The sequence below is a fragment of the Mannheimia massilioguelmaensis genome, assembly GCF_000940515.1.
GTDB classification, from domain to species: Bacteria; Pseudomonadota; Gammaproteobacteria; order Enterobacterales; family Pasteurellaceae; genus Basfia; species Basfia bettyae.
Genome location: NZ_CDQL01000002.1, coordinates 46,137 through 52,709, shown reverse-complemented (window position 1 = coordinate 52,709; position 6,573 = coordinate 46,137). Strand labels below are relative to the sequence as shown.

The 6,573-nt window shown below is 36.3% G+C and carries 3 protein-coding genes, 1 tRNA gene and 1 pseudogene; 2 read left to right on the top strand and 3 right to left on the bottom strand.

The window, feature by feature from the left end; all coding sequences use genetic code 11:
- Positions 1-125 precede the first annotated feature (125 nt).
- From BN1226_RS00260 to BN1226_RS10720, 3 genes and pseudogenes are all read right to left on the bottom strand, one after another.
- Positions 126-497: pseudogene (locus tag BN1226_RS00260) on the bottom strand (4Fe-4S dicluster domain-containing protein); the annotation flags it as partial.
- A gap of 9 nt (positions 498-506) precedes the next feature.
- Positions 507-2,933, bottom strand: a complete 2,427-nt coding sequence (locus tag BN1226_RS00255) for a DmsA/YnfE/YnfF family dimethyl sulfoxide reductase (RefSeq protein WP_044469516.1) — start codon at positions 2,931-2,933, stop codon at positions 507-509.
- 154 nt (positions 2,934-3,087) lie between these two features.
- Positions 3,088-3,182, bottom strand: a tRNA-Sec gene (locus BN1226_RS10720).
- Positions 3,183-3,303: 121 nt separating this feature from the next.
- Between BN1226_RS10720 and selA the strand changes: the two genes are divergently transcribed.
- Positions 3,304-4,695: an L-seryl-tRNA(Sec) selenium transferase gene (gene selA, locus BN1226_RS00250; protein WP_044469515.1), complete on the top strand. Its 1,392-nt coding sequence runs from the start codon at positions 3,304-3,306 to the stop codon at positions 4,693-4,695.
- Between the two features lie 14 nt (positions 4,696-4,709).
- Positions 4,710-6,569, top strand: a complete 1,860-nt coding sequence (gene selB / locus BN1226_RS00245) for a selenocysteine-specific translation elongation factor (protein ID WP_044469514.1) — start codon at positions 4,710-4,712, stop codon at positions 6,567-6,569.
- Positions 6,570-6,573 lie beyond the last annotated feature (4 nt).

Here is a 6,573-nt window from a genome sequence, read left to right as displayed (position 1 = left end):
GTGATTTAAGGGGCGTTTCTATTAGCTAAATTTTATCGGATATAACCGATTAAAATGATAATAATGCACTAAACTCAAATTCTCATTTTAAGCGGTTGCTATTCTCAATTTTGGCGGCTGGCTACAGTCATATGTCCTTTTTTCACATTAAATTGTGGTGCATCGTATGGGCAAGCCATACTACAATAACGACAGCCGATACATTTTTGTTCATCCACAATCACAAAACCATCTTCATTTTTATGCATTGCGGCACTTGGACAAACCTTAGTACAAGCAGGATCTGAACAATGGTTACAAGAAATCGACATATAATAAGTAAATACATCTTGGTTCCAACAGCCATTATTATCTTGCACCCAATTTCCACCCGCATATTCATAAATACGACGGAAATTCACATCTGTACCTAAATCTTTGTAATCTTTACACGCTAACTCACAAGTTTTACAGCCAGTGCAGCGTTCAGAATCAAAATAAAAACCATATTGTTCCATAGCTCACTCCTATAATTTTGCAACTTGAACTAAGTTAGAATGTTGAGGATTACCTTTGGCTAAAGGTGAAGGGCGTTGTGTGGTAAGGACATTAACGCAACCATGATGATCGACTTTATCTCCAAACATATTCGCTTTATGCCAAGAACCTTGCCCCATACCTAGCACACCAGGAATAATTCTTGGTGTAATTTTTACAGGTAACCGGGTTTCACCAATTTCATTAAAAACTCGTACTGTTTCACCATCTTTTAGAGCTAGTTTTGTAGCATCAATTGGATTTATCCACATTTCTTGAGGACAAGCAGCTTCTAAAATATCAATATTGCCATAACTTGAATGAGTTCTAGCTTTATAATGGAAACCTATTAGTTGGAATGGATATTTTTCACGTTTAGGATCATCCCAACCATTAAAACCACTGTGATATACAGGCAAAGGATGGATCACTTCATCTTTTTCTAATTCCCAAGTTGCTGCTATTTTTGCAAGTTGTTCAGAATAAATTTCGATCTTACCTGATGGCGTTTTTAATGGATTTGCTTCTGGATTTTCTCTGAATTTCTTATATGCAATAAAATGTCCAGAAGGGTCTTTTCGTTTATATACCCCCATCTTTTTAAGCTCATCATAACTTGGTAAAGCTGCATCTTTAGCTTGCATTTGGCTATATAAGAACTGTAACCATTGTTCTTGAGTTCGACCCTCTGTGAATTTATCAAAAACATCTTGTCCTAAGCGTTTGGCAATTTCACAACAAATATCATAAATGCCACGACGTTCAAATTTTGCAGAAGTAGAAGGCTGACCAAAAATCAAATACCCCATATTGCCTGCATAATCATTCGGGATCAGATCTTCTTGTTCGGTGGTCATTAAATCAGGCAGTAAAATATCCGCATATTTTGCTGAATCTGTCATAAAATTTTCAATGACGACTATCATTTCGCATTTCTTATCGTCTTGTAGTATTTCATGAGTACGATTAATATCACTGTGCTGATTAGTAATACAGTTGCCAGCATAATTCCACATAAATTTAATTGGAACATCAAGTTTATCTTTGCCTTGCACACCATCTTTCAAGGCTGTCATTTTTTCACCATGATCTATAGCATCAGTCCAAGTAAATACTGAAATTTTAGTTTTAACTGGATTTTCTAACACAGGTAGGCGGCTAATGGTCATATTAAATGTACTTTCACGTGCACCTGAGTTTCCACCTGAAATCCCCACATTCCCTGTTAAAATCGCCAGCATAGCAATGGCTCGAGAAGATAATTCTCCATTAGATTGACGCTGAGGTCCCCACCCTTGTGAAATATAGCAAGGTTTTGTAGTACCTATTTCTCTAGCTAATCGAATAATTTTATCGGTTGGAATACCTGTAATTTTGGCTGCCCATTCAGGTGTTTTAGCAATACCATCATCACCCTCACCAAGAATATAAGCTTTATAATGAGCATTTCTTGGGGCTGATTCTGGTAAGGTTTTTTCATCATAGCCTACACAATATTTATCTAAAAATTCTTGATCTACTAAATTCTCAGTAATCATCACATAAGCCATACCAGCAACTAATGCAGCATCTGTACCTGGGCGAATCGGCACCCATTCATCTTCCCTACCTGCAGCAGTATCTGAATAACGAGGATCAATCACGATAAGTTTTGCATTAGAACGTTCTCGGGCTTGTTCTAAGTGATAAGTAATTCCGGCTCCACTCATACGAGTTTCCATTGGATTATTACCAAAAAATACCACTAATTTTGAATTAGCAATATCAGAGGTGCTATTTCCCTCATTAGAACCATAAGTAAAAGGCATTGCTCGGGCAATTTGTGCGGTACTATAAGTACCGTAATGACTTAAATATCCACCATAGCAATTCATCAAACGAGAAAATGTGGAAGCATAAGGAGATGAACGAGTAATATTTCCCCCCACAATACCAGAAGTATAATTATTATAAACCGCTTCATTGCCATAATCTTTTACAATTCGTTTTAAATTATCTGCAATGGTATCTAAGGCTTCTTCCCAACTAATACGCTCAAATTTCCCTTCACCACGTTTTCCTACTCGTTTCATTGGATATTTTAAACGATCAGGGTGATTCATACGACGACGCATTGAACGACCACGTAAACAAGCACGAATTTGGTGATTACCATATTCATCATTACCTGTATTATCGGTTTCTACCCAATATACTTCATCATTTCTAACATGCATACGTAGTGCACAACGGCTACCACAGTTAACAGAACACATCCCCCAAACCACTTTATCCTCCTGCGTATTTTTGACAGGAATCGTGTCAGCTTTTACTTGAAAAGGAAGAGATAAACTTGAAGCAGCAGCCACCGTTAAACTAGTTGCTGACGCCGTTTTTAAAAAATCACGACGATTTAATTTTGGATTAAAATCACCCATATAATTTCCCCCACGAAAATTAACTGGTTATAGTTTAACCTTTATGAGGTAGATAAATATTGATACATATCAACATTAATTAATATTAATAAAATCAATAAGTTAAGTGATAACAAGAATTGTTTTTGATTAGATTTATGGCAAGTAAAATTTTTGGCGGAGGGTCATGGGAGTTGAACCCACCCAGGACTGCTGGCAGCCCTAACAGGATTTGAAATCCTGCCGCATCACCGGATACGACGACCCTCCTTTTGTGCAGAGAACTTTAGCTTAAATAGAGTGATTATTCAAGTAATTAAATCAAGGATAGCTTAATTACAAAATAAAACTTAAAATATAAACAAGATGACAAGATAAAAAAGGAAAGAAAATGACCGCACTTTTTCAACAACTGCCTTCTGTAGATAAAATACTTAAAACAGAGCAAGGGGAACAACTGATTCAAACCTTTGGGCATACTGCTGTGGTGAACTGTTGCCGTCATTTACTCTGCGTAGCTAGAGAAGAAATAAAATTTTCTCAAACTATACCGCACTTTTTTAGCTCATTGGATGACACCATTGCTGAGATCAAAAAGCATTTAACTAACCAACAACAAGTGCAAATTCAGTCTGTACATAACCTGACTGGTACGGTTTTACATACTAATTTAGGGCGTGCTTTATGGTCCGAAGCAGCACAACAAGCTGCTGTTACGGCAATGAGCCAAAACGTTGCTTTAGAGTATGATTTAGATGTTGGAAAACGAAGTCATCGAGATAATTATATCAGCGAGTTAATTCATCAACTCACTGGAGCGGAAGCAGCTTGTATTGTAAATAATAATGCAGCTGCGGTATTGTTAATACTTTCAACCTTTGCTCAAGGCAAGGAAGTTATCATTTCTCGCGGTGAACTGATTGAAATTGGCGGTGCTTTCCGTATTCCTGATATTATGGCTCAAGCAGGTTGTAAATTAGTTGAAGTAGGAACCACGAATCGCACGCATTTAAAAGATTATCGCAACGCAATTAACGAAAATACCGCATTTTTAATGAAAGTTCACACCAGCAATTACCAAATTTGTGGATTCACTAGTGAAGTATCAGAACAAGAATTAACAGAACTAGGCAAAGAGTTTAATATCCCTGTCATTACGGATTTAGGTAGCGGAGCCTTAACAGATTTATCTCAATATAATCTGCCTAAAGAACCAACTGTTCAAGAAAATCTTGCTCAAGGTGTGGATTTAATCTCATTTTCAGGGGATAAACTCCTTGGTGGTCCACAGGCTGGTATTATTGTAGGTAAAAAAGAGCTCATTCAACAACTACAATCTCATCCGTTAAAACGTGTTTTACGTTGTGATAAAGTAATTCTCGCTGGTTTAGAAGCCACCCTACGGTTATATTTGCAACCAGAAAAATTAGCAGAAAAACTCACCAGTTTGCATTTACTCACACAACCCATTGAACAATTAATTCATCAAGCAGAACAATTAAAAGCAACATTAGAAACACTACTAAAAAATGATTTTTCCCTACAAATTGAATCAAGTTCGGCGCAAATTGGCAGTGGCTCTCAACCAATGGCAAAAATTCCATCAATTGCGGTGACCATTTCGGAAAAAAATAATGGAAAATTAACCGCACTTTTAGCTCGTTTTAAATCTTTATCAACACCAGTAATTTGCCGTGTAGAAAATAATAAAATTTGGTTGGATTTACGTAGCTTAGCAAATATTGAAAAGTTATTAACAACCTTAAAAGAATTATCTGCTTAATATAGGAAAACATCATGATTATCGTCACATCAGGTCATGTTGACCATGGTAAAACAGCACTTTTACAAGCTTTAACAGGTTCAAATACCGCACATTTACCAGAGGAAAAGAAACGTGGGATGACCATTGATTTAGGTTATGCCTATTTACCTGTGCAAGATCGAATTTTAGGTTTTATTGATGTTCCTGGTCATGAAAAATTTCTTGCTAACATGTTAGCAGGCTTAGGTGGTATTCATTATGCTATGTTAATTATTGCCGCTGATGAAGGTATTCAAGCACAAACAGAAGAACATTTAGCCATTTTACGTTTACTGCAAATAGAACAGATAATGGTAGTACTCACAAAATCTGATCGTGCGAATTCACAACAAATCGACGATCTTATTCAGAAAATAAAACAAGATCATGATTTTTTGGCTCATAGTCGTTTTTTTATTACTTCAGCTAAAACAGGTGATGGCATTGAAGAATTACGAGATTATTTATTAACCTTGCCAAATATTGCAGATCAAAACAAACCATTCCGTTATGCGATTGACCGCATTTTTACCGTCAAAGGTGCTGGCACCGTGGTCACAGGCACAGCATTTACTGGTAAAGTTAAAATTGATGATGAATTATATTTATCTAACGGTGAAAAAGTCCGTATTAAAAATATCCATGCACAAAATAGCCAAAATAATGAAGGTATCGCTGGTCAACGTTTAGCATTAAATATTAATGCTGATTTAGACCGCACTTTGATTGAACGTGGCGATTGGTTATTTTCTCAAGCGCCATTAGAACCTACGGATCGTATTACCGTAGAAATTACCGCTGAAAATCTTCTTACCGAAAGTCAACCCGTTCATGTTTACCATGCCGCCACGCGTACTACAGGTAAATTAACTTTATTAACACAAAAATCACTTGCACCAAGTCAGCAAACTATTGCCGAACTAATGTTAGATAAACCTTTGTTTTTAGCTTATGGAGATAAATTAATTTTACGTAGTGCTGATGCCAAACAATTAGTCGCTGGAATAAAAGTTTTAGAAATTAATTCACCAAAACGACATAAACGTACTGAACAACGTCTCGCTTATTTAGCTCAACTACAACAAGCAAAAACCACAGCACAACGAATAAGTTTATACTTACAAGAAAAGGCCGTGGAGGCACGACAAATAGCTTGGATTGAACAACTTCAAGAAGTACAACTCAATGAAATTATTCAACAAAATGCTGAAGTTAAATTCCAAGAATGGTGTTTTAATGCTAACTATCAACAACAGAAAATTTTTGAAATTCTGACCGCACTTGCTGAATATCACAACCAACATGCCGATCAATTAGGTTTAGGTAAGGCACGTTTATATCGTATGGCTGCGCTTAATCAACCTGAAAAGCTGATTTATCATTTTATCGATGAATTACTTGAAAAGGGTAAATTACAACAAACTCGTGGTTGGCTACATTTACCTGAACATAAAATTCAGTTCTCAACTGAAGAAAGAGGGTTATGGCAATTGGTATTAGCTGAGTTCGAAAAACAAAATGGCCAAGCTATTTGGGTTCGAGATATGGCAAATGCACTTGGTTATGAAGAAAATTTAATGCGAAATTTCATGTATAAAGCAGGTAAATTAGGCTTTTTAACTGCTGTTGTGAAAGATCGCTTCTTTCTCACTGAAAATATTTATGGCTACGCTCGTTTAATTAAACAATTAGCGGATAATAATGGTGCGATCACCGTAAACCAATTACGAGATGAATTACAATTTGGTCGTAAGTTAGCAGTACAATTAATAGAATATTTCGATCGGTGTGGTTATTTACGACGTAAAGGCAATGTGCATATTTTACGTGATAAAGAAGTTTTTGAGCAGTAATACC

Coding starts and splice junctions, on each gene's coding strand:
- selA (WP_044469515.1), top strand. CDS start 3,304: ATGACCGCACTTTTTCAACAACTGCCTTCTGTAGATAAAATACTTAAA.
- selB (WP_044469514.1), top strand. CDS start 4,710: ATGATTATCGTCACATCAGGTCATGTTGACCATGGTAAAACAGCACTT.
- BN1226_RS00255 (WP_044469516.1), bottom strand. CDS start 2,933: ATGGGTGATTTTAATCCAAAATTAAATCGTCGTGATTTTTTAAAAACG.